34 protein-coding genes are annotated in these 20,921 nt (G+C 38.9%); 3 read left to right on the top strand and 31 right to left on the bottom strand.

All coding sequences use genetic code 11. The features are described from left to right. Window positions 1-244: 244 nt before the first annotated feature. Window positions 245-445, bottom strand: a complete 201-nt coding sequence (locus ACFX40_RS26100; protein ID WP_098250165.1) for a hypothetical protein — start codon at window positions 443-445, stop codon at window positions 245-247. A 135-nt stretch (window positions 446-580) separates the two neighbouring features. On the opposite strand from ACFX40_RS26100, the gene pdaB reads away from it, so the two are divergent. Beyond that, on the top strand, window positions 581-1,345 hold the full coding sequence (pdaB, locus tag ACFX40_RS26095) for a polysaccharide deacetylase family sporulation protein PdaB (protein WP_028410393.1): 765 nt from the start codon (window positions 581-583) through the stop codon (window positions 1,343-1,345). Window positions 1,346-1,389: 44 nt separating this feature from the next. Here pdaB and ACFX40_RS26090 read toward each other — a convergent pair whose 3' ends face one another. After that, window positions 1,390-2,010, bottom strand: coding sequence for a KinB-signaling pathway activation protein (locus ACFX40_RS26090; RefSeq protein WP_169305257.1), 621 nt, complete (start codon window positions 2,008-2,010; stop codon window positions 1,390-1,392). 145 nt (window positions 2,011-2,155) lie between these two features. On the opposite strand from ACFX40_RS26090, the gene gerD reads away from it, so the two are divergent. Further along, window positions 2,156-2,785 carry a spore germination lipoprotein GerD gene (gene gerD / locus ACFX40_RS26085; RefSeq protein WP_013054964.1) on the top strand — a complete coding sequence of 210 codons (630 nt, stop codon included), beginning with the start codon at window positions 2,156-2,158 and terminating at the stop codon, window positions 2,783-2,785. Between the two features lie 187 nt (window positions 2,786-2,972). Continuing rightward, window positions 2,973-3,881 (top strand): LysR family transcriptional regulator, encoded by a 909-nt coding sequence (locus ACFX40_RS26080; RefSeq protein ID WP_013081385.1) that lies wholly within the window; start codon window positions 2,973-2,975, stop codon window positions 3,879-3,881. Window positions 3,882-3,919: 38 nt separating this feature from the next. On the opposite strand, the gene ACFX40_RS26075 is transcribed toward ACFX40_RS26080, so the two are convergent. The 29 genes from ACFX40_RS26075 to rpsQ form a co-directional block, all read right to left on the bottom strand. Continuing rightward, window positions 3,920-4,993, bottom strand: coding sequence for an Mrp/NBP35 family ATP-binding protein (locus ACFX40_RS26075; protein WP_013054962.1), 1,074 nt, complete (start codon window positions 4,991-4,993; stop codon window positions 3,920-3,922). 90 nt (window positions 4,994-5,083) lie between these two features. Further along, entirely contained in the window at window positions 5,084-5,791 is a 708-nt protein-coding gene (cwlD, locus tag ACFX40_RS26070) for an N-acetylmuramoyl-L-alanine amidase CwlD (RefSeq protein WP_014462005.1), read from the bottom strand. A gap of 70 nt (window positions 5,792-5,861) precedes the next feature. Beyond that, window positions 5,862-6,284 (bottom strand): DUF2521 family protein, encoded by a 423-nt coding sequence (locus ACFX40_RS26065; protein WP_013054960.1) that lies wholly within the window; start codon window positions 6,282-6,284, stop codon window positions 5,862-5,864. Window positions 6,285-6,395: 111 nt separating this feature from the next. Continuing rightward, complete coding sequence (rpsI, locus tag ACFX40_RS26060) at window positions 6,396-6,788, bottom strand: 30S ribosomal protein S9 (protein WP_013054959.1); 393 nt, start codon at window positions 6,786-6,788, stop codon at window positions 6,396-6,398. Window positions 6,789-6,810: 22 nt separating this feature from the next. Continuing rightward, window positions 6,811-7,248 (bottom strand): 50S ribosomal protein L13, encoded by a 438-nt coding sequence (gene rplM, locus ACFX40_RS26055; protein ID WP_013081381.1) that lies wholly within the window; start codon window positions 7,246-7,248, stop codon window positions 6,811-6,813. A gap of 156 nt (window positions 7,249-7,404) precedes the next feature. Beyond that, a complete protein-coding gene (truA, locus tag ACFX40_RS26050; RefSeq protein ID WP_098250162.1) occupies window positions 7,405-8,145 on the bottom strand; it encodes a tRNA pseudouridine(38-40) synthase TruA in 741 nt (246 codons plus the stop codon). Between the two features lie 18 nt (window positions 8,146-8,163). Then, window positions 8,164-8,961 carry an energy-coupling factor transporter transmembrane component T family protein gene (locus ACFX40_RS26045; protein WP_098250161.1) on the bottom strand — a complete coding sequence of 266 codons (798 nt, stop codon included), beginning with the start codon at window positions 8,959-8,961 and terminating at the stop codon, window positions 8,164-8,166. Further along, a complete protein-coding gene (locus tag ACFX40_RS26040) occupies window positions 8,958-9,827 on the bottom strand; it encodes an energy-coupling factor ABC transporter ATP-binding protein (RefSeq protein WP_098332917.1) in 870 nt (289 codons plus the stop codon). Before ACFX40_RS26040 ends, ACFX40_RS26045 begins: the two co-directional genes overlap by 4 nt. Then, complete coding sequence (locus ACFX40_RS26035; RefSeq protein WP_028410399.1) at window positions 9,803-10,642, bottom strand: energy-coupling factor ABC transporter ATP-binding protein; 840 nt, start codon at window positions 10,640-10,642, stop codon at window positions 9,803-9,805. Before ACFX40_RS26035 ends, ACFX40_RS26040 begins: the two co-directional genes overlap by 25 nt. 138 nt (window positions 10,643-10,780) lie before the next feature. Then, on the bottom strand, window positions 10,781-11,143 hold the full coding sequence (gene rplQ, locus ACFX40_RS26030; protein ID WP_013054953.1) for a 50S ribosomal protein L17: 363 nt from the start codon (window positions 11,141-11,143) through the stop codon (window positions 10,781-10,783). A 44-nt stretch (window positions 11,144-11,187) separates the two neighbouring features. Further along, entirely contained in the window at window positions 11,188-12,132 is a 945-nt protein-coding gene (locus ACFX40_RS26025; RefSeq protein ID WP_013054952.1) for a DNA-directed RNA polymerase subunit alpha, read from the bottom strand. A gap of 180 nt (window positions 12,133-12,312) precedes the next feature. Next, the gene (gene rpsK, locus ACFX40_RS26020; protein ID WP_028412666.1) at window positions 12,313-12,702 is read right to left on the bottom strand and encodes a 30S ribosomal protein S11; all 390 of its coding nucleotides are present in this window, start codon (window positions 12,700-12,702) and stop codon (window positions 12,313-12,315) included. Window positions 12,703-12,725: 23 nt separating this feature from the next. Then, window positions 12,726-13,091, bottom strand: a complete 366-nt coding sequence (gene rpsM, locus ACFX40_RS26015; protein ID WP_013054950.1) for a 30S ribosomal protein S13 — start codon at window positions 13,089-13,091, stop codon at window positions 12,726-12,728. A gap of 24 nt (window positions 13,092-13,115) precedes the next feature. Further along, window positions 13,116-13,229, bottom strand: a complete 114-nt coding sequence (gene rpmJ / locus ACFX40_RS26010) for a 50S ribosomal protein L36 (RefSeq protein WP_003156543.1) — start codon at window positions 13,227-13,229, stop codon at window positions 13,116-13,118. A 37-nt stretch (window positions 13,230-13,266) separates the two neighbouring features. Then, entirely contained in the window at window positions 13,267-13,485 is a 219-nt protein-coding gene (gene infA / locus ACFX40_RS26005; RefSeq protein ID WP_010285101.1) for a translation initiation factor IF-1, read from the bottom strand. 235 nt (window positions 13,486-13,720) lie between these two features. Then, window positions 13,721-14,467, bottom strand: a complete 747-nt coding sequence (gene map, locus ACFX40_RS26000) for a type I methionyl aminopeptidase (RefSeq protein ID WP_014462024.1) — start codon at window positions 14,465-14,467, stop codon at window positions 13,721-13,723. Then, a complete protein-coding gene (locus tag ACFX40_RS25995) occupies window positions 14,464-15,117 on the bottom strand; it encodes an adenylate kinase (protein ID WP_013054948.1) in 654 nt (217 codons plus the stop codon). The genes map and ACFX40_RS25995 overlap by 4 nt, the downstream gene beginning before the upstream one ends. A gap of 66 nt (window positions 15,118-15,183) precedes the next feature. Continuing rightward, window positions 15,184-16,476, bottom strand: coding sequence for a preprotein translocase subunit SecY (gene secY / locus ACFX40_RS25990; RefSeq protein WP_013054947.1), 1,293 nt, complete (start codon window positions 16,474-16,476; stop codon window positions 15,184-15,186). Continuing rightward, entirely contained in the window at window positions 16,476-16,916 is a 441-nt protein-coding gene (rplO, locus tag ACFX40_RS25985; protein WP_013054946.1) for a 50S ribosomal protein L15, read from the bottom strand. The genes secY and rplO overlap by 1 nt, the downstream gene beginning before the upstream one ends. A gap of 33 nt (window positions 16,917-16,949) precedes the next feature. Beyond that, window positions 16,950-17,132: a 50S ribosomal protein L30 gene (gene rpmD, locus ACFX40_RS25980; protein WP_013054945.1), complete on the bottom strand. Its 183-nt coding sequence runs from the start codon at window positions 17,130-17,132 to the stop codon at window positions 16,950-16,952. Between the two features lie 14 nt (window positions 17,133-17,146). Continuing rightward, window positions 17,147-17,647 (bottom strand): 30S ribosomal protein S5, encoded by a 501-nt coding sequence (rpsE, locus tag ACFX40_RS25975; protein WP_013054944.1) that lies wholly within the window; start codon window positions 17,645-17,647, stop codon window positions 17,147-17,149. A gap of 20 nt (window positions 17,648-17,667) precedes the next feature. Then, window positions 17,668-18,030 carry a 50S ribosomal protein L18 gene (gene rplR / locus ACFX40_RS25970; RefSeq protein WP_013054943.1) on the bottom strand — a complete coding sequence of 121 codons (363 nt, stop codon included), beginning with the start codon at window positions 18,028-18,030 and terminating at the stop codon, window positions 17,668-17,670. A 32-nt stretch (window positions 18,031-18,062) separates the two neighbouring features. Then, window positions 18,063-18,602 carry a 50S ribosomal protein L6 gene (gene rplF, locus ACFX40_RS25965; RefSeq protein WP_013054942.1) on the bottom strand — a complete coding sequence of 180 codons (540 nt, stop codon included), beginning with the start codon at window positions 18,600-18,602 and terminating at the stop codon, window positions 18,063-18,065. 30 nt (window positions 18,603-18,632) lie between these two features. Then, window positions 18,633-19,031 (bottom strand): 30S ribosomal protein S8, encoded by a 399-nt coding sequence (rpsH, locus tag ACFX40_RS25960; protein WP_028410368.1) that lies wholly within the window; start codon window positions 19,029-19,031, stop codon window positions 18,633-18,635. 30 nt (window positions 19,032-19,061) lie between these two features. Next, window positions 19,062-19,247: a type Z 30S ribosomal protein S14 gene (locus ACFX40_RS25955; protein ID WP_013054940.1), complete on the bottom strand. Its 186-nt coding sequence runs from the start codon at window positions 19,245-19,247 to the stop codon at window positions 19,062-19,064. 33 nt (window positions 19,248-19,280) lie between these two features. Beyond that, complete coding sequence (gene rplE, locus ACFX40_RS25950; protein ID WP_013054939.1) at window positions 19,281-19,820, bottom strand: 50S ribosomal protein L5; 540 nt, start codon at window positions 19,818-19,820, stop codon at window positions 19,281-19,283. Between the two features lie 31 nt (window positions 19,821-19,851). Continuing rightward, a complete protein-coding gene (rplX, locus tag ACFX40_RS25945; RefSeq protein ID WP_013054938.1) occupies window positions 19,852-20,163 on the bottom strand; it encodes a 50S ribosomal protein L24 in 312 nt (103 codons plus the stop codon). Window positions 20,164-20,212: 49 nt separating this feature from the next. Beyond that, window positions 20,213-20,581 (bottom strand): 50S ribosomal protein L14, encoded by a 369-nt coding sequence (gene rplN, locus ACFX40_RS25940; RefSeq protein ID WP_013054937.1) that lies wholly within the window; start codon window positions 20,579-20,581, stop codon window positions 20,213-20,215. Window positions 20,582-20,632: 51 nt separating this feature from the next. Beyond that, window positions 20,633-20,896, bottom strand: coding sequence for a 30S ribosomal protein S17 (rpsQ, locus tag ACFX40_RS25935; protein WP_013054936.1), 264 nt, complete (start codon window positions 20,894-20,896; stop codon window positions 20,633-20,635). Window positions 20,897-20,921: the final 25 nt, after the last annotated feature.

Raw genomic sequence — 20,921 nt, 5'->3', positions numbered from 1 at the left:
CTTGCTCAATTAAAAAATAAAATTTAACGTTGACGTTTGTCGCTTTGTTCAGTTTTCAAAGTTCAACCGCCGCTCTTGAGCGACTTTTTTATATTAACAAGTTGTCTTTCATTTGTCAACAACTTTTTAATATTTTATTTCTGATGAATTGCGATTATTTTCCAATCACTCATCAGCGACATTTAATAATTTAACATCTGTACTATATAAAGTCAACACTTTTCGAAAAGTTTTTTTCGTTTTATCAAAAAACCTTATTTACTTCCCTGTTTTCACTGAACCTTAGCAAGATCTTTGAAAGGATTTGATACTTCTCTTGAATGTTTCGTTCAAGAACTACATGATTCAAACTTTGTTGAAAAGCAACGTTTGTTCTTTTCATTTCTTCTCTGAGTAGTGCTTCTAACTCTAAACACTCCACTTGATTAAATAAACAAATTTTCATTCATTCACCTGCTTTTTGCGACATTGATTCTCAAACATCAAAATAAAATCAGTCGTTCTTTTCCTTACCTGTTATTAATTGTAGACAAAACGCATACAAATTAGACAAGTACTACTTATTAAATGAGGTGACAAAATGAATATGTTTTATACTATTCGAGCCAAAAGAATCAAACAAACAATGCTTATCGTAGTTGCTGCTTTTTTTACAAGCTTTTTTCTTTATGCTCAACAGACGTTTCACTTTCCTGTATTTTCAACAGATAATGGTCCACGAGCTGTTTATAAGGCGGATGATAAAAATCCCGAAGTCGCTCTTACATTTAACATCAGCTGGGGAGACGAAAGAGCTATTCCTATTCTAAATGAACTGAAAGAACAGCATATTGAACATGCTACTTTCTTTTTATCTGCTTCATGGGCTGAACGTCATCCAGATGTTGTAGAGCGCATAAAAAAAGAAGGCCACGAAATTGGAACAATGGGCTATGACTATACTTCCTATACAAGTCTAAAACCTAATGAAATCAGACAAGATCTTGCAAAATCAAAAAAAGTCTTTGATTCCCTAGGACTTAAAGATGTTCACCTTCTTCGGCCTCCTAACGGGCAATTTAATAAAGACATCTTAAAATTAACAGCGGATATAGGATATACAACCGTGCACTGGAGCATCGATTCTAAAGACTGGACAAATCCAGGAGTTGAAAAGATTGTATCGAATGTCACAAAACCCTTAGATGGTGGAGATATTATCTTGCTGCACGCGTCTGACTCCGCTCAACAAACAGCAAAGGCTATTCCATATATCAAAAATTCATTACAAAATAAAAAAGTCTCAAACGTAAGTGTTTCAACATTAATTTCAAATTCAAAAACCCAAGTAAAAGATATCCGCTAAGATCTATTCCCACTGTATACGGAAAGCAAAAGCAGACAAATATGCTATTTGTCTGCTTTTGCTATTCTTGCGTGCGTAAGAAGTTTCGGCAAAATAAGAAGTTGATACATATTACAAATTAGAAGTGGAAACAACATAAGGTAAAGCCAGCTTTCTTCGTTCGTTCGCAGCGCAGGGAACCATTCAATTGTCGTTACAACAATCATAAAAAACAGCGCTGGTACAAAAGCCTCTTTATTCGTCTGCTTTTTCTTTGCATACGCCACTAACAACCCTACCGCTAACAAGAAAACGCTTAACAAAATATACTTGCCTATGCCTTCTCCCGGTTGTTGAAAGAACTTATATCGAAAATAAGCAACGTCAAATAATACAAATAAAACAAATACAATTTGAACCGATTTCCAAAGTGATGCAGATTTAAAAATTCCCAACCCAAATCGGTGAATAGTTAAATATGCAAAAAAACCCATTTGGCTAATTAAACTAAAAATAAATCCTACGCCTACGAGCCATGTTAAAACAGCAACAATTTCTCCTATCTTTCCTTGTTGAAATAAGTGACCGTATTCCCCCCAGCGCACCGTAAACCCAACAAAAGCTGTACTTATCCCCCCGACAGCTAACGTGGTTAGAAATAGACGAACCCAATTTCGACTATTCACTTCCATCTCCCCCATAAGTTACAAAATTGTACCTTTTCATAAATTGTACCAATCACGTTTTGAAAAATCTAGAGCTCTTTTATGAATAAAAAACCTTGATTATCTCATATTAAGCGTAAGCATATTAGGAAAGGAGCTCATTACTATGAAAAAGCGACTCATGCTCCTCATTTATATAGGAATGTGTATGCTTTTAGCTACAGCCTGTGCACCGCAAGATGAAGAGAACAATGGTATGGATTATGATCAAACAAAGAAAATGGTTGTTGATATTTTAAAAACAGATGAAGGAAAAAAAGCAGTCGAGGCAATTATGAAAGACCCTTCTGTTAGACAAGATATTTTAATGGATCAAAACGCGATAAAAGATACAATTTCTCAAACCCTAGTCTCAGATAAAGGCGTGGAATTTTGGAAAAAAGCCATGGATGATCCGAAGTTTGCTGAAAGCTTTGCTAAAAGTTTAGAAAAAGAAAATAAGACGGTCATCAAACAACTGATGAAAGATCCTGAATATCAAGGAATGCTTCAAGATGTTTTAAAGGATCCGGCTATGGAAAAAGAAGTACTGACTGTTTTAAAGAGTAAAGAATATCGCACTTATTTACAAAAGATTATGACCGAAACGTTTGATAGCCCTCTTTATCAATCTAAAATTCAAGACATTCTTTTGAAAGCCGCTGAAGAAACACAAGGTGGACAAAAACAAAGCAGCGACGATGGTGGTTCTTCTTCCTCTGGATCTGATTCAGGCGGAGAACAGCAACAGCAGTGATTAAATACGCATCTCATATGAGGTGCGTATTTAATTATGTCATTTATTTTTATTAAAAAACCTAAATAACTTCTTTATATTTTTTAATACTTAGTATTTTTATTGGAATTGTAAACTTTAATTCTTAGCTTTATGGTAAAATATTAGAAATTAACACAATCGTTTTATAGCAAAAGGAGGGAATTCGATGGAATTTCGCGTTATTAAAACGTTTCAAACCATTGTTCGTTTAGGAAGCTTTCAATTAGCCGCTGAATATTTAAAGTACTCTCAGCCTACCATTACACTGCACATTCAAAAGTTAGAATCCGAACTAGGATTTAAGCTTTTAGAACGAGGAAAAAGCATAAAACTTACTGAAGCAGGTAAAATCTTTTACGAGCGGGCAAATATTTTACTAAAGGAATATGAATATCTAAATAACACCTTAAAGGATTATTCAACAGGCGAAGCTGGCACTATCCGTATAGGTGCTGCAGAGCCTACAGCAAGCAGTCGACTGCCTTCCATTCTCTCATTATTTAAAAAAAGATATCCCAACACAGAAATTAGCTTACTCGTTGCAGACGAAAAGCATCTTCATCAACATATACGCAATCAAGAAATTGATTTCGCGATTGGCACTGTCTCAGAATCGTTCAGAGATATAGAATTTGAGGCATTACTAACGGAAAAACTTGTGCTGCTACTACCATTCAATCATGCTCTAACAAAAAGAAAAACAATCTTTGCAAAAGATTTAATACACGAAACGCTGATTACAGCTGGGCAATCTTCCGTTCAAAAGAAAATTGAGCAGCTAATCTTTGAACGAACGGGCCAACTGCCTGCTAAAGTCCAGTTAGGCACTATTAGCACACTTCAGCATTTTGTAAAAGAAAACTTAGGAGTAGCCGTTGTTCCACAAATAAGCGCAACTCTTCCGCCAGATCAAGTGGTGGTTAAAACGATTCATGACTTGCATGAGGGGCCTGCAATCGGCATTTTAAAGCACCAGTCTCACACCGTAAGTACAGCCGGAAAAACATTTTTAGCTCTCTTAAAACAAAACCTAGCATTTGATTTAAAAAAGGCGCAAATTGAACTCTCTGTATAATAGCAAAAAGCACGCGCTCGAACAGCGCGTGCTTTTTGTTATTTTCCTGTTGCTGCTTTTTCATTTTCGCAAATAAATGCAATCTTGCTTGCAATCTCTCCATATATTTTACCTAAACGATGCGATTCATCGTAAATGGAAGGTGCAAAATCTTCTTCATTCCAGTCAGGCTGACTTAACGGAAGCTGTCCTAACAGCTCTGTCTGAAGTTCCTCAGCGAGTTTTGGACCTCCGCCTTTACCAAATACATACTCTTTTTCCCCTGTTAGCTGGCTTTCAAAGTAGGCCATATTTTCTACAACTCCAATTACCTCATGATCGGTTTTCAAAGCCATAGCACCCGCTCTAGCTGCAACAAATGCCGCTGTAGGATGTGGTGTTGTAATAATTACTTCTTTACAAGCAGGAAGCATGGAGTGAACGTCTAATGCGACATCACCTGTTCCGGGAGGTAAGTCTAGTAAAAGATAATCTAATTCTCCCCATTCAACTTCTGTAAAAAAGCTCGTCAACATTTTTCCAAGCATAGGTCCTCGCCAGATAACAGGTGAATTATCTTCTACAAAGAAGCCCATGGAAATAACTTTTACTCCGAAACGGTCAACTGGAATAATCTTTTCACCTTCTACTACAGGACGCTGTGTGATTCCCATCATATCTGGGACGCTGAATCCATAAATGTCAGCATCAATTAAACCAACTTTCTTTCCTAAACGAGCTAGAGAAACGGCCAAATTAACAGAGACTGTTGATTTACCAACGCCTCCTTTACCGCTGGCAATAGCAATAAATTCAGGTGCATTCGGACTAGTTAGTAAGTTGCCAGTATTCGGTTGCTCAGCACGGTACTGCTGAAGTTCTTCAGGCGTAAACTCAACAAATCGCAGTCCAACCGACTGTACACCTGCTTTTTTTAATTCTTCTACAATCGTGCCTTGAAGGCTCAGCTGTTCACTAGTACCTGTTTTTGCAACAGCAATCTTCAGGCTTATATGCTGTTTTTCAGCTTTAATTGTTATTTCTTTAATCGCATCTGTTTCTGATAGTTTTTTATTTAAAAATGGATCTGTAATTTCCCCTACTACTTCTTTTACTTGCTTTTCCGTTAGCATACTCCCACCACCATGTTAAAATCTATTTATTTATACTATCAAGTATATCATACATATTAGATTTTTCTGAATAGAAGGATGCTATGCTTTTTATTTGGGCTTTTCTCCAGTAAAATACCGGCTGACTCCTTCATAAATGGATTCAGCTAACTTTTTTTGATAGCGTTTCGATTGAAGCATTTTACGTTCTGTAGGATTTGATAAGAATCCTACTTCAACCAAAGCACCTGGTGGCTTAGAATGCTTAAGAAGGTAAAGAGTTTGAATAGCTTTTGCTTCACGAGTCGTATTATCCAGATTATTTCTTAGCTCTTGTTGAATGAGTTTAGCCACTTGCTCGTTTTCTTTTAGGGACCCATAATAGAAAGTTTGAGCCCCTCTCCATGCAGAGGATGGAATAGCATTCAAGTGAATACTTAAGTACAAATCAGCATTGGATTTATTAATCATCGTTAAGCGATTTTTTAAGTCTTCTACTTTTCTGCGACTGTATCCTCTTGTGTCTTTGGCCGCTAGGTCTTCGTCTTTTTCTCTCGTCATAATAACAAGTGCCCCTTGCTCTTGCAGATAGTCCCGAAGCATCAACGAAATTTTAAGAGTTATTTCTTTTTCAAGCACTTCATCCTCTCCTACGGCTCCTCCATCAACACCGCCATGTCCAGGATCTAGTACAATAACTTTCCCGCTAAGAGGGAGTGAAAGCGAACCGGATGATGTTCTATGATCTATCTGATATTGTACAATGACAAAAAGAACGAGAAGCGCTATAATTGTGCTCATTATTTTTACCTTAGACATTTTATCCCTTCCCTTCTTGCCTCACCTATTTATTTCTATATGGGACAAGAACGGGAATTATGAGTACTTTTTAATGCAAACGTAACCGACGTCTTTTTTCTGCGGTTCGATAACCTTCTTTCCACCAGTCTTGCACATACCCTTGACATAAATAATACAGACCGTCTTGATAAAGATCTGTTACAGACATGCTGACGGCTCCGTACAATGTATCAATTAAAAGAGACTCTTCTTGCTTACTGTGCTTTTGAAAATCTTCGTAGCCTTTACCACGTTTACTCACCCGGGCACCTAATAAAAATGATTCGATGGCAATATCAAGACAGTACTCCTCCACATGTTCGTCTCCTAGCATATTCCACTGAAACATGGGATGAAAATAACGGCGCAGCCTCTCTTGAAGCAAATCAAAGGACAGCTCCCTTAGGACTTTGCGTTCATATTTCATTTCTTTTTCATAACGTTTTTCTTTTAAATATGTAACCTCGTTCACGATAACGCCTCCCTTTTTTACATATTGTCTGCACAAGCCTTCGTCTCATACGCAAACAACAAATAAAAAAAGCCTTTGTCCAAAGACCAAGGCTTGAAACGTAATATAAAATTAACGTTTTGAGAATTGTGGTGCACGACGAGCGCCTTTAAGACCGTATTTTTTACGTTCTTTCGCACGAGCGTCACGAGTTAATAGACCAGCACGTTTTAATGTTCCACGGTATTCAGGGTCTGCTTCTAATAAAGCACGAGAGATTCCGTGACGAATAGCGCCAGCTTGACCTGCATAACCTCCACCATTAACGTTTACAAATACGTCATAGTTACCTACAGTTTCAGTTAAAGCAAGTGGTTGTTTTACTACTTCACGTAGTGCAGCAAATGGAATGTATTCTTCGATTTCACGACCGTTGATTGTTACGCGACCGTTACCTGGTACTAAACGTACACGAGCAACAGAGCTTTTACGACGACCAGTTCCGTAATATTGTACCTGTGCCAAGATAATAACCTCCTCTTATTAATTATCCGCGAAGTTCGTAAACTTCTGGTTTTTGTGCTTCATGTGGATGTGCTTCACCAGCATACACATGTAATTTTTTGAACATTTGACGGCCTAGGCTACCTTTTGGAAGCATGCCTTTGATTCCTAATTCAAGCATTTTCTCAGAGTAGTTAGTACGCATTTCTAATGCTGTACGTTGTTTCAAACCACCTGGGTGCATGCTGTGACGGTAATAAATTTTATCAGTTAATTTTTTACCTGTTAGTTCGATTTTTGACGCATTGATAAGGATCACGTGATCACCAGTATCAACATGTGGTGTAAAAGTTGGTTTATGTTTACCGCGTAAGATTGATGCTACTTCACTTGCTAAACGACCTAAAGTTTTACCTTCAGCATCGACAACATACCATTTACGCTCTACTTCGTTTGCTTTCGCCATGAAAGTTGTACGCATGAGTTTCCCTCCTAATTTTCATCATCAATTATAAAATTATTTCAACCTTCTATTTCAACACGATTAATTTCCGGGGCTAACCGTGGGGTTAAAATACATACCATATGATATATTATATCTTTAAGCTACTAATGTCAAGAAAATGTTACACCAGGTTTAGTTGTCATAGAAAACGCGCCATAAATATAGCCCTTGCGAAGGCGCAGTTTTCCCTGCACGAGGACGTGATTTGCTTTCTAGAATATCTTTTATAGCATCTGGTTCAATACGGCCTTGTCCTACTTCTAAAAGCGTTCCAACAAGAATACGAACCATATTATACAGAAAGCCACTTCCAACGAATCTAAACATAAGCTGACTATTCTCTTCATACATATCAATCTTGTAAATCGTACGAATCTTATCTTCCACTTCTGTCCTCGCTGAACAAAAGCTTGTGAAGTCGTGTGTACCGAGTAAATATGTGATGGCTTTTTTCATTTTTGAGTAGTCTAATGGATAAGGGTAATGGTATGCATAAGAACGAGTGAAAGGATTTCGATCTTCGCCGCGCAAAATATGATAGCGGTACTCTTTTGAAGTAACGTCATACCGGGCGTGAAAATGTGCATCAACTTCACATACATTCTTCATTACAATATCATCTGGTAGCATTGAATTCAATGCTTTTTTCCACTTATCACATGGAATATTTAGGTTTGTATCAAAATGAATGACTTGCCCCTGTGCATGAACATTTGTGTCCGTTCGTCCAGAGGCGTAAATCGGCACTTTTTTGTTATGCATTTTCTCTAAAACGGCTTCAATCTCCAGTTGAACAGTTCGCTTATTGGGCTGAACTTGATAACCTGAAAAGTTTGTGCCGTCGTATGCAACTATACATTTTAAACGTTTCATCTTTTCACCAAACAATCTTTACGTTCTAATCAACACTAAAACAACTGCTACTGCCAGCAGAAGTAAAAGCATAATTGTATCTATGCTTCCCCATTTCAATTGACGATACTTTGTACGCCCTTCTCCGCCTTTATAACCCCTTGCCTCCATGGCAATAGCCAGCTCTTCAGCACGCTTAAATGAACCTATAAATAGAGGAACAAGCAAAGGAACCACAGCTTTCAAACGATCCGCAATGGGGCCGCTGCTAAAGTCCACTCCTCGTGCTGTCTGCGCTTTAATAATTTTATCTGTCTCTTCCATCAATGTAGGAATAAAACGAAGAGAAATGGACATCATTAAAGCTAATTCGTGTACAGGAAGCTTGAGCTTTTTAAATGGATTCAGCAAGCTTTCCATTCCATCTGTTACTTCAATAGGCGTAGTCGTTAAAGTTAGCATCGTCGTAATTAAAATTAAGAACAAGAAGCGCAAGGAAATTAAAACACCTTGAATAAGGCCGCCTTTATAGACAGAAAACCATCCCCATTCAAACAAAAGAGGACCTTCCTTTGTCATAAAAATGTGCAAAAGAAACGTGATGATAATAATAAACATAACGGGCTTTAACCCTCTTAAAATAAACGAAACGGGCACTTTACTCATGGCCACTATCATAAGGGTATACACACCTAAAAAAGCATAGCCGATAGGGTTATTTGCTAAAAACACAATTAATACATACGCAAATACAAGAAGCAGCTTGGCTCGGGGATCCATTCGATGGACAACAGAATGACCCGGCACATACTTACCAATAATGATTGAGTTCATCATAATCGTTCACCTTGCTGCATAAGGTGCTGCACTTTCTCTACCACTTCAGAAAAGGTAATAACCGTATCCGATGCTTCAAGCTGAAATTTCTCTTGCAGCTTCAGCATAAAGCGAAGTGATTCTGGAACATCCAATCCATATTCTTTTAGCTGCGTATGCTGACCAAATACTTCTCTAGGTGACCCTTTCATCGCAATCGTTCCCTTATTCATCACAATTAGCTCATCCGCGTACATAGCTGCATCTTCCATGCTGTGAGTCACGAGAATCGTCGTCAAGCCTTTTTCTTTATGAAGATGATAAATCATATTCATAATTTCTTGACGCCCTCTAGGGTCCAATCCAGCAGTTGGTTCATCTAAAATTAGCACACTAGGATTCATCGCTAGAATACCTGCTATCGCTACACGACGCATTTGTCCACCACTCAAATCAAAAGGAGATCTGGTGAGAATGTCTTCTGGCAACCCTACTAACTTGATAAGCTCTCTTGCTTTTTGCTTTGCTTCTTCTTCCGAAACGCCATAATTCATTGGCCCAAAAGCTATATCTTTTTCCACCGTTTCTTCAAAAAGCTGATGTTCTGGAAATTGAAACACCACGCCTACTTGCTGACGAATAGCTTTTAAATTCTTTTCTTTTCGATTGGCTTTAATGGTGCGCTCACCGATTTGAATTTCACCAGCAGTTGGCTTCAATAAGGCGTTCAGATGCTGTATGATTGTTGATTTCCCAGAACCAGTATGGCCAATAACAGCCAAAAATGTACCTGATTGAATGTTTAAATTTAAGTCATGTAGAGCAATTCGTTCAAATGGTGTATTAACTTGATAACGATGCTCTACTTCTTTGAATATAATGTCCATAGTTCGTCCACCAAGTCCTCATCTGTTAAATGAATTTTTGATAAAGGAATTCCTACGGAAGCAAAACGATGGCTTAGTTTAACGGAAAACGGCAAGTCTAGTCCAATATCCGTTAACTTGGAACCTAATGCAAATACTTCGCGTGGAGTACCTGTTGCATAGATCTTCCCTTTGTTCATCACAACGACTCTGTCAGCCATTGCTACTTCATCTAAATCGTGAGTAATTGAAATAACCGTCAGTTGTTTTTCTTCTTTTAATTTTCTAACAGTTTCAAGCACTTCAGTTCGCCCAATAGGATCTAACATAGATGTTGCTTCATCTAGAATGATGACAGATGGCTGTACGGCAATTATACCCGCAATGGCCACACGCTGTTTTTGTCCACCTGATAGCTGATGAGGCTCTTGATCCAGAAAAGCACTCATATTGACCATGTCGATTGCTTCAGGTATACGTTTTTCCATAATCTCAAATGGAATCCCGTTGTTTTCAAGCCCAAACGCAATATCGTCTTGAACGGTTGAGCCAACAAATTGATTATCTGGATTTTGAAACACCATTCCAATCTGCTTGCGCACATCCCATATTGTTTCTTCAGATAAAAGCGTATCGCCCACTCGAACCGTTCCTTTTTCAGGTAGCAAAAGGCCGTTTAGAATTCGTGCCAGCGTCGACTTACCAGATCCATTATGTCCAGCTATCGCTAACCATTCACCTTTATAAGCAGAGAGAGAAAGGTGATCTAATGTTAGGTCTGCTTCAGGATCGTATCGAAAGCATAAATCTTTTACCTCTAAAGACATTTCTTTCAACGCTATCTTCCTCTCAGCTTTTTCTATTGCAGCATTGCCTACATTGATTTTTTACGCTATTTACCCGGTTTTAGGTATAAAAAAAGGGCAACGACTAGTTACACACTGTCTCGCCCTTTTCTATCTGTATTAAAAATATTAAACTAATTCAATGATAACCATTGGAGCACCGTCACCACGGCGAGGTCCAACTTTTAAGATACGAGTGTAACCGCCTTGGCGATCTTCGTAGCGAGTAGCGATATCGCTGAATAGTTTTTGTAAAGCGCTTTGACCAGCTTCTTCGTTAGCTACTTCATTACGGATGTAAGATGCAGCTTGACGACGAGCGTGTAGATCTCCACGTTTACCTAAAGTAATCATTTTTTCAACAGTTGAACGTAATTCTTTTGCACGAGCTTCAGTTGTCTCAATGCGTTCACTGATGATTAAATCAGTTGTTAAATCACGAAGAAGCGCCTTGCGTTGTGCGCTTGTACGACCTAATTTACGGTAAGACATGTGAGGTCCCCTCCTTTGTTAAGTAGTTAAACAGGTAGATATAATCAGTCGTCCTTACGTAGACCCAAACCTAATTCTTCAAGTTTAGCTTTAACTTCTTCTAAAGATTTACGGCCTAAGTTACGAACTTTCATCATATCTTCTTCTGTTTTATTAGCAAGCTCTTGTACAGTATTGATGCCTGCTCGTTTTAAGCAGTTGTAAGAACGAACAGATAAATCCAGTTCCTCGATCGTCATCTCTAGAACTTTTTCTTTCTGGTCTTCTTCTTTTTCTACCATGATCTCTGCTTTTTGAGCTTCATCTGTTAAGTTAACGAAGATATTTAAGTGTTCAGTTAGAATCTTTGCACCTAAAGCAACAGCTTTTTCTGGCTCGATGCTACCGTCAGTCCAAACATCCAACGTTAACTTATCGTAATTTGTCATTTGACCAACACGAGTATTCTCTACATAATACGATACGCGAGTAACAGGCGTATAGATTGAATCAATTGGAAGTACACCAATTGGTTGGTCTTCACGCTTGTTAGCATCGGCAGGATTATAACCTCGACCTGTGCGAGCAGTAAGTCTCATACGGAAATGAGCATCTGACTCAAGTGTTGCAATATGAAGATCCGGATTTAGAACTTCGATATCGCTGTCTGCTTGAATGTCAGCAGCCGTTACTGTACCAGGACCTTTAACATCGATCTCAAGTGTTTTCTCTTCATCAGAGTAAATCTTTAACGCTAACTTTTTAACGTTTAAAATGATGTTTGTTACATCTTCAACAACTCCAGGAACTGTTGAAAATTCATGTAATACACCTTCAATTTGAATAGATGTTACAGCTGCACCAGGGAGTGAGGATAATAGGATACGACGTAAGGAGTTACCCAAAGTAGTACCATATCCACGCTCAAGTGGTTCGACGACGAATTTACCGTACTTTCTATCATCGCTGATTTCTACCGTTTCGATTTTTGGCTTTTCAATCTCTATCAATATAAACCCTCCTTCAAAACGTCGAAACCTCGGCTAGACGGCTGATTTCTCAAATGCCTAACCGAAATTCCCTATTAGACAGTTCCCGAATGTGCACAACAAATGGAAAACATTTCGTTGCATGAATAAATTCTACACCATCATCATTATAGACAACGAAATAGAATCTATACATATTAATTATACACGACGACGTTTTGGTGGGCGGCATCCGTTGTGAGGTACAGGAGTAACATCTCTAATAGCTGTTACTTCTAAACCTGCAGCTTGAAGAGCACGGATAGCTGCTTCACGACCAGCACCAGGGCCTTTAACTGTAACTTCAAGAGTTTTCATTCCGTTATCCATAGAAACTTTTGCAGCAGCTTCAGCAGCCATTTGCGCAGCAAATGGAGTAGATTTACGAGAACCTCTGAAGCCAAGTGCGCCTGCACTAGACCAAGCAATCGCATTACCGTGAACATCTGTAATTGTTACAATAGTGTTGTTAAACGTTGAGCGAATATGAGCTACACCAGCTTCAATATTCTTTTTCACGCGACGTTTACGTGTATTAGTTTTACGTGCCATCTGTTAATGACCTCCCTTACTAATTATTTCTTCTTGTTCGCTACAGTACGGCGTGGGCCTTTACGTGTACGAGCATTGTTTTTACTGTTTTGACCACGAACTGGTAAACTACGACGGTGGCGGATACCACGGTATGAACCAATCTCAATTAAACGTTTGATGTTTAAAGAAACTTCACGACGAAGATCGCCTTCTACTTTATAGCTATCTAAAATATCACGAATTTTACCTAATTCTTCTTCTGTTAAGTCACGAACGCGAGTATCTTCAGAAACTCCAGCTTCAGCTAGAACTTTTTCAGCAGTTGGACGACCAATACCGAAAATGTATGTTAATGAAATTACTACACGCTTGTCACGAGGAATATCAACACCAGCAATACGTGCCATATGAATAGTGCACCTCCTTATTGATTAACCTTGTTTTTGTTTATGCTTAGGGTTTTCACAAATTACCATTACTTTACCTTTTCTACGGATAACTTTACATTTTTCGCAGATTGGTTTAACTGATGGTCTGACTTTCATGTTTCATACCTCCTTGATAGTACGGAGTGCATAGGTTTTATTTGAAACGGTACGTAATTCTACCGCGAGTTAAATCGTATGGTGACAATTCTACAGTTACTTTATCACCAGGTAAGATTCGAATGAAATGCATGCGAATTTTTCCTGATACGTGAGCAAGTACTGTATGACCATTTTCTAATTCTACCTTGAACATAGCGTTAGGTAAAGTCTCAGCAACTGTACCTTCAACTTCAATTACATCGTCTTTTGCCATTAAAGTGCTCTCCTTTCTTTGAAACAGTAACAAGCTATCATTAAACGACTTAAAAAGAACCTGTTCTGAACATCCGGAGATCGTAATCATTAAATTCAAGATGATTGACGCTAATATACATCTTTACCATTTTAACAGCAATTCAGACGAAAAACGATCATCGTGAATTTAGATAATTACTGTTTACTGTCCAGTGCATCTAGCGAGGAATGGATAGAGATAACATCCTTTAACATTACAATGCTGTCAGAATTTCATATCCCGTCTCAGTAATTGCAATAGTATGTTCGAAGTGCGCACACATTTTACCATCTACTGTGACAACTGTCCAGTTATCAGGTAATGTCTTTACATATCGCATACCAGCATTCACCATTGGCTCAACTGCCAATACCATGCCTGGACGTAGACGCGGTCCTTTATTCGGTGGACCATAATGAGGTACTTGCGGATCTTCATGTAAGTCTTTGCCGACCCCATGGCCAACATATTCTCTTACAATCGAAAAGTTACGTGATTCTGCGTACTGTTGAATAGCATGTGAAATATTCGACAAACGCTCGCCCGGCTTAGCTTCTGCTAATCCCTTGTAGAGAGATTGCTCAGTCACATCAAGCAGCTCTTGATTTTCTAATGAAATCTTTCCTACTCCATATGTCCAAGCTGAATCACCGTGATAGCCACCGAATTTAGCTCCGATGTCTAAACTGATGATATCCCCTTCATTAAGCTTGCGTTCACCCGGAATACCATGAACTAATTCTTCATTCACAGAAGCACATACACTGCCGCGAAAACCATTATACCCTTTAAAAGACGGAATTGCATCATGTTGACGAATAAAATTTTCAGCAATTGCATCCAATTCTATAGTCGTAATACCTGGAGCGATATGCTTTTTTAACTCTTGATGAGTTAAAGCCACGATTCGTCCAGCTTCACGCATGACCTCAATTTCCTCTGGTGTCTTGCAAATGATCATTGCTTAACCCCAGCAAGTAATTGACGAACATCCTCAAACACAATGTTAATATCTTGATTACCATTAATATTGCGTAGATAACCTTTTTCTTGATAGAAATCAAGTAGAGGTTGAGATTGTTTAACATTAACTGAAAGTCTAGTTGAAACCGTCTCAGCATTGTCATCTGCACGTTGATAAAGCTCTCCGCCACATTTGTCACAAACTCCTTCTTTCGCAGGAGGATTGAATACTAAGTGGTAAGTAGCTCCGCAATCTTTACAAATGCGGCGTCCAGTAAGACGCTCCATTAAAATGCTTTGATCTACATCAATATTAATCACATAATCAATTTGCTTGTTTAGTTCTTTTGTAATTGTTTCAAGAGCTTCTGCTTGGGCTACTGTTCTCGGGAAGCCATCAAGTAAAAAGCCGTTTTCACAATCTTGTTTGTTTAAACGCTCGCGCACAATTCCAATTGTTACTTCATCAGGAACAAGGTTACCTTGGTCCATAAATGATTTAGCTTTTAAACCTAGTTGCGTTCCTTCTTTAATTGCAGCTCGGAACATATCTCCTGTTGAGATATGAGGGATATCGTAATGCTCAACGATTTTTTCTGCTTGAGTACCTTTCCCAGCACCAGGAAGGCCCATTAACACTAAATTCATTTCTTGCTTCCCCCTCAGTATCTTATCCGTTTAATGGGAAAGCAGCTTGCTTCCCACTAAACAGCTTTACTTAATAAATCCCTTATAATGGCGTTTCACTAATTGACTCTCAAGCTGTTTCATTGTCTCAAGAGCTACACCGACAACAATTAACAAACTAGTACCGCCGATCTGAGCAGATGATGGTAAGTTTGCAATTTTGATGAACAGAACCGGCAACACAGCAATTAACGCAAGGAATATCGAACCGATTAATGTCAGACGATATAACACTTTCGTTAAATAAGCTTGTGTGCTTTTACCAGGACGGATGCCTGGGATGTAGCCACCTTGCTTTTTCAAGTTCTCTGCTACTTGTTCAGGGTTAACTTGAACAAATGTATAGAAGTAACAAAAAGCAATGATTAACGCTACATACACTATCATACCAATTGGCTTAGTATAGTCAAATGTATTCTGAATCCACGTCGTTACATCATTTGGACCGAAAAATGATGCAATTGTTGGTGGTGTGATAATAAATGAAACTGCAAAGATAACAGGAATAACCCCAGCAGCATTTACTTTTAACGGTAAATGAGTGGATTGACCTCCAACAGGATTACGACCAGCTGAACCCTTTGCATATTGAATAGGAATTTTTCGTAGCGCTTGTTGGAAATAAATAACCCCAACAATAATAGCTAAAACTGCAATCGCAATTAAAACTACCGTTACGATACGAATGAATAATTGATCCCCAACGTCTTCAAATTGCTGTGCATAAATTTGATTTAATGTTGTCGGAATACCAGCTGCAATCCCAGCAAAGATAATGATAGAAATACCATTACCTACGCCTTTTGCAGTAATCTGCTCTCCTAACCACATTAAGAAGGCAGTACCTGCCGTTAACACTGTAGCAATTAGAAGATACGTAGAAATTCCTGGATTAGCGATCAATTGTCCGCCCGAAATATTGTTGAATCCTATAGACATACCTAAAGCCTGGATAAATCCAAGCACAATTGTTCCATAACGAGTTACTTGAGCTAATTTACGGCGCCCAACATCTCCCTGCTTTGACCATTCTGTAAACTTAGGTACAACATCCATCTGCAATAATTGGACGATGATGGATGCTGTAATATAAGGCATAATGCCCATAGCAAGAATGGAGAAGTTTTTTAACGCGCCGCCGCCAAATGTATTCAGAACTCCGAATACATTTAACCCATCTTGCAATTTCAGTACATCCGTATTAACACTAGGTACAGGAATAAATGTACCAATTCGGAAGACAATTAACATTAACAAAGTGAAAAAGATTTTTTGTCTTATTTCACGCACGCGCATTAAATTGGAGATTGTTTGAAACATTAGATCACCTCAACTGTACCGCCAGCAGCTTCGATAGCTTCTTTAGCAGTTGAAGAGAATTTAGCAGCTTTAACAGTTAGCTTAGAGTTTAATGTACCGTTTCCTAGTACTTTAACGCCAGCTTTTGCTTTGCTTACTAAACCAGTTTCGATTAATAATTCTGGTGTTACTTCAGTTCCATCTTCAAAACGGTTAAGAGCTTCTAAATTAACGATCGCGTATTCTTTGCGATTGATATTAGTGAACCCACGTTTTGGAAGACGACGGAATAAAGGAGTTTGACCACCTTCGAAGCCAGGTCTTACGCCACCGCCAGAGCGAGCGTTTTGCCCTTTGTGACCTTTACCTGAAGTCTTTCCGTTACCTGAACCAGTACCACGACCTACACGGTTACGTACTTTACGTGAACCTTCAGCTGGTTTCAATTCATGAAGTTTCATTCCGGAGCACCTCCTTAGAGTGACAATTTATACTTATTGCTCTTTTACTGTAACAAGGTGAGCTACTTTGTTAATCATTCCGCGAATTGCAGGATTATCGTCTTGAACGACAGTTTGATTTAACTTACGTAGGCCAAGTGTACGAACAGTTACACGTTGATCTTCTGGACGACCAATTACGCTACGAGTAAGGGTAATTGCTAGTTTGTTTGCCATTCCATATCCCTCCCTTATCCTAACAGTTCTTCTACAGTCTTGCCACGTAGTTTTGCAACATCTTCAGCACGTTTTAGGTTAGCTAAACCGTTAAGAGTTGCACGTACCATGTTGATTGGAGTGTTTGAACCTAAAGATTTAGATAGAATATCACTTACTCCACCCAATTCTAGTACCGCACGAACTGGGCCACCAGCGATAACTCCTGTACCTTCAGAAGCAGGTTTTAAGAAAATTTGACCTGCACCAAATTGTCCAAGGATTTCGTGTGGAATAGTTGTACCAACCATAGGTACAGTAATTAAGTTTTTCTTCGCATCTTCAATTGCTTTACGGATTGCATCTGGTACCTCTTGTGCTTTACCAGTACCGAATCCAACGTGACCGTTTTTGTCACCAACTACAACTAATGCAGCGAAGCGGAAACGACGTCCACCTTTCACAACTTTAGCTACGCGGTTAACGGTAACAACACGTTCTTCAAGCTCTAATTTATTTGGATCAATACGACGCATGATTTTCCCTCCTTTTACAATTAGAATTGTAATCCAGCTTCACGAGCAGCGTCAGCTAATGCTTTAACACGGCCATGATATAAATAACCGCCACGGTCGAATACTACTTCGTTTACACCTTTTTCTACTGCGCGTTTAGCGACTAATTCGCCAACTTTGATAGCAGCTTCAGTGTTACCAGTGCTTTCTAAAGTCAGGTCTTTATCTAACGTTGAAGCACTTGCGATTGTTACTGAATTTAAATCGTCGATAACTTGTGCGTAAATATGTTGATTAGAACGGAACACGTTTAAACGCGGACGAGTTGCAGTTCCAGATAACTTCGCACGAACACGAGCATGTCTTTTTTTACGAACTTTGTTTTTATCAAGCTTCGTGATCATTTCGGGCACTCCTTTCTTTTACCTAACCGGCATTACTTCTTAGCAGTTTTACCTTCTTTACGACGTACATATTCGCCTTCGTAACGAATACCTTTACCTTTGTAAGGCTCTGGTGGACGAACGTCACGAATATTTGCAGCTAATGCACCTACGCGTTCTTTATCAATACCTTTAATAACGATCTTAGTTTGAGAAGGAACTTCGATTTCGATTCCTGTTTCAGGAGTAATCTCAACTGGGTGAGAGTATCCAACGCTCAATACTAATTTGCTACCAGATTTTTGTGCACGGTAACCTACACCGACTAATTCTAAACCACGTTCGAATCCTTTAGTAACACCTTCAACCATGTTACCTAAAAGGCTACGAGTAGTTCCGTGAAGAGCGCGGTGCTCTTTATTGTCACTAGGACGATTAACAACTAATACGTTGTCTTCAACTTTAATTTCGATTTCAGGGTGGAATGTACGAGTTAATTCACCCTTTGGTCCTTTTACAGTTACAGTGTTGCTCTCGTTCGTAACTGTAACACCTGCTGGAAGTTCTAAAGGCTTTTTACCAACACGTGACATAGTTACACCTCCATTCACATTTAAAACTTATTACCAAACGTACGCTAATACTTCTCCACCAGCTTGCTTTTGACGAGCTTCTTTGTCAGTTAAAACACCTTGAGAAGTAGAAACGATTGCGATACCTAAACCGTTAAGTACACGTGGTACTTCGTTATTTTTTGCATAAACACGTAGACCAGGTTTACTGATACGTTTTAAGCCTGTAATTACACGTTCGTTATTTGAACCGTATTTTAAGAAGATACGGATAATACCTTGTTTGTTGTCTTCGATGTATTCTACATCACGTACGAAACCCTCACGCTTAAGGATTTCTGCAATTTGCTTCTTAATGTTAGAAGCAGGAACTTCAATTTTCTCATGACGAACCATGTTCGCATTGCGGATACGAGTTAGTAAATCTGCAATAGGATCAGTCATTACCATATTAATTTACCTCCTTCCCAAACTTGGGTTTTACCAACTAGCTTTTTTAACACCAGGAATTTGACCTTTATAAGCAAGCTCACGGAAACAAATACGGCAAAGCTTGAATTTACGTAGTACTGAGTGTGGACGTCCACAACGTTCGCAACGTGTATACTCTTGTACTTGGAATTTTTGCTGGCGTTTTTGCTTCGCAATCATTGATTTTTTAGCCACATTTTCGCCTCCTCTGCTTAACGTTGGCAGTTATTACTTCTGGAATGGCATACCGAACTGAGTTAAAAGCTCACGAGCTTCTTCATCAGTGTTTGCTGTTGTAACAATAACGATATCCATACCACGAACTTTAGTTACTTTATCATAATCGATCTCTGGGAAGATCAATTGTTCTTTAACACCTAACGTGTAGTTTCCACGACCATCAAATGCTTTTTTAGATACACCACGGAAATCACGCACACGTGGAAGTGATACTGATACTAGTTTATCGAAGAATTCGTACATACGCTCGCCGCGTAAAGTAACTTTCGCACCGATTGGCATACCTTCACGAAGACGGAAACCAGCGATAGATTTTTTCGCACGAGTTACAACAGGTTTTTGACCAGTGATTTCAGCTAGTTCTTCAACAGCATTATCTAAAGCTTTTGAGTTAGAAACAGCATCACCGATACCCATGTTGATTACGATCTTGTCGATTTTTGGCACTTGCATTACAGATTCATAATTAAACTTGCTAACTAGAGCAGGAGTAATCTCTTTTGTAAATTTCTCTTTAAGACGGTTCATGTGAACTAAACCTCCCTTCACATTTCATTAATTATTTATCTAAAGTTTCACCAGATTTTTTTGCTACACGTACCTTTTTGCCATCGATAACTTGGTACCCAACACGAGTTGGCTCACCAGATTTAGGATCCAACGGCATTACGTTTGATACGTGGATAGGTGCCTCTTGGCTAACGATTCCACCTTGTGGATTTACTTGAGAAGGTTTAGAGTGTTTTTTCACAACGTTCACACCTTCAACAAGTACACGGTCTTTCTTTGGGAAAGCTGCAAGTACTTCACCTTGCTTACCTTTGTCTTTACCAGAGATAACCACTACTTTGTCGCCCTTTTTAACATGCATCCTATTCGCACCTCCTTAAAAGGCATTTTGTATTTGTTCTATATATCAATTAGATAACTTCTGGAGCTAATGATACGATCTTCATGAAGTTATTATCACGTAATTCACGAGCAACTGGTCCGAAGATACGAGTACCACGTGGTCCTTTGTCGTCACGGATGATTACGCAAGCATTTTCGTCGAAACGGATGTAAGAACCGTCAGTACGGCGAACACCACTTTTTGTACGTACAACAACAGCTTTAACAACGTCACCTTTTTTAACAACGCCTCCTGGTGTTGCTTGTTTCACCGTACAAACGATAACATCACCAATGTTTGCTGTCTTGCGACCTGAACCACCAAGTACTTTAATAGTAAGTACCTCACGTGCACCAGAGTTGTCTGCAACTTTTAAACGAGATTCTTGTTGAATCATGTACGAAACCTCCCTTCGGATGAATCATTCTTATCCGATCTATCTTAACTATTAGATGATAACAGCTTTTTCTACAACTTCTACTAGACGGAAACGTTTAGTAGCTGATAACGGACGAGTTTCCATGATCTTCACGATATCGCCTAGTTGAGCTGTATTGTTTTCATCGTGAGCTTTGAATTTCTTTGAGTATTTTACACGCTTGCCATAAAGCGAATGCTTTTTGTAAGTTTCAACAAGAACAGTAACAGTCTTATCCATTTTGTCAGAAACTACGCGGCCAGTGTAAACTTTACGTTGGTTGCGTTCACTCATTCTGAAAGCCTCCTCTCAGACTTAA

Origin of the sequence: Priestia sp. YIM B13552 (genome assembly GCF_042787775.1) — a bacterium.
Taxonomy (GTDB): domain Bacteria; phylum Bacillota; class Bacilli; order Bacillales; family Bacillaceae_H; genus Priestia; species Priestia megaterium_E.
This window is presented reverse-complemented; position numbering and strand designations above follow the sequence as displayed.